This window comes from Nostoc sp. 2RC, assembly GCF_014222165.1.
Classification (GTDB): Bacteria; Cyanobacteriota; Cyanobacteriia; order Cyanobacteriales; family Nostocaceae; genus Nostoc; species Nostoc linckia.
This window is the reverse complement of record NZ_JACKZU010000797.1, coordinates 1-500: the sequence shown is the minus strand read 5'-3', so window position 1 is coordinate 500 and position 500 is coordinate 1. Positions and strand designations below refer to the sequence as shown.

1 protein-coding gene is annotated in these 500 nt (G+C 47.8%); it reads left to right on the top strand.

Going from position 1 to position 500, the window contains the following annotated elements:
• A partial coding sequence (locus GNE10_RS35030; protein ID WP_185570573.1) for a site-specific integrase occupies positions 1 to 495 on the top strand: 495 nt, incomplete at its 5' end.
• Positions 496 to 500: the final 5 nt, after the last annotated feature.

The window sequence follows — 500 nt, the reverse complement described above, 5'->3', positions numbered from 1 at the left end:
CGCTGGGGAGCGATTGTCAAGCTACGAGTTGCTGACGTTTATACCCAGGATGGTACACCAAGGGAGTATATCAATTTCCGGGCTAGAACCCGCAAGGCTAAACCAAAAACTCTAGATAAAGCTAAGTCCACCCAAAAACCTAAAGCCAAGCGGTCAAATCGACAAGTACCAGTACATCCAGTTTTGGCAGAGCTATTGTCTTCATACAAGCCAGACCCAGGTGTGGAGTGGTTATTCCCCTGCCGGACGGGTGACAAGCCCATCACCTTGCGATGGGCTGATGATATTTTACGGTCTGCGGTTGACAAGGCTGGATTGTCAGGTAAAGGTGTTTCAACGCACTCCACCCGCCGGACTTTCATCACTAACCTGGCAAAGAATGGTATCAACTTGGCGATGATTAAAAAAATTACTGGGCACGCTGACTTGAAGGTACTTTCGGCTTACATCGAGGTCAGTGAAGATGATATGAAAAACGCGATCGCCACTTTATGACAATC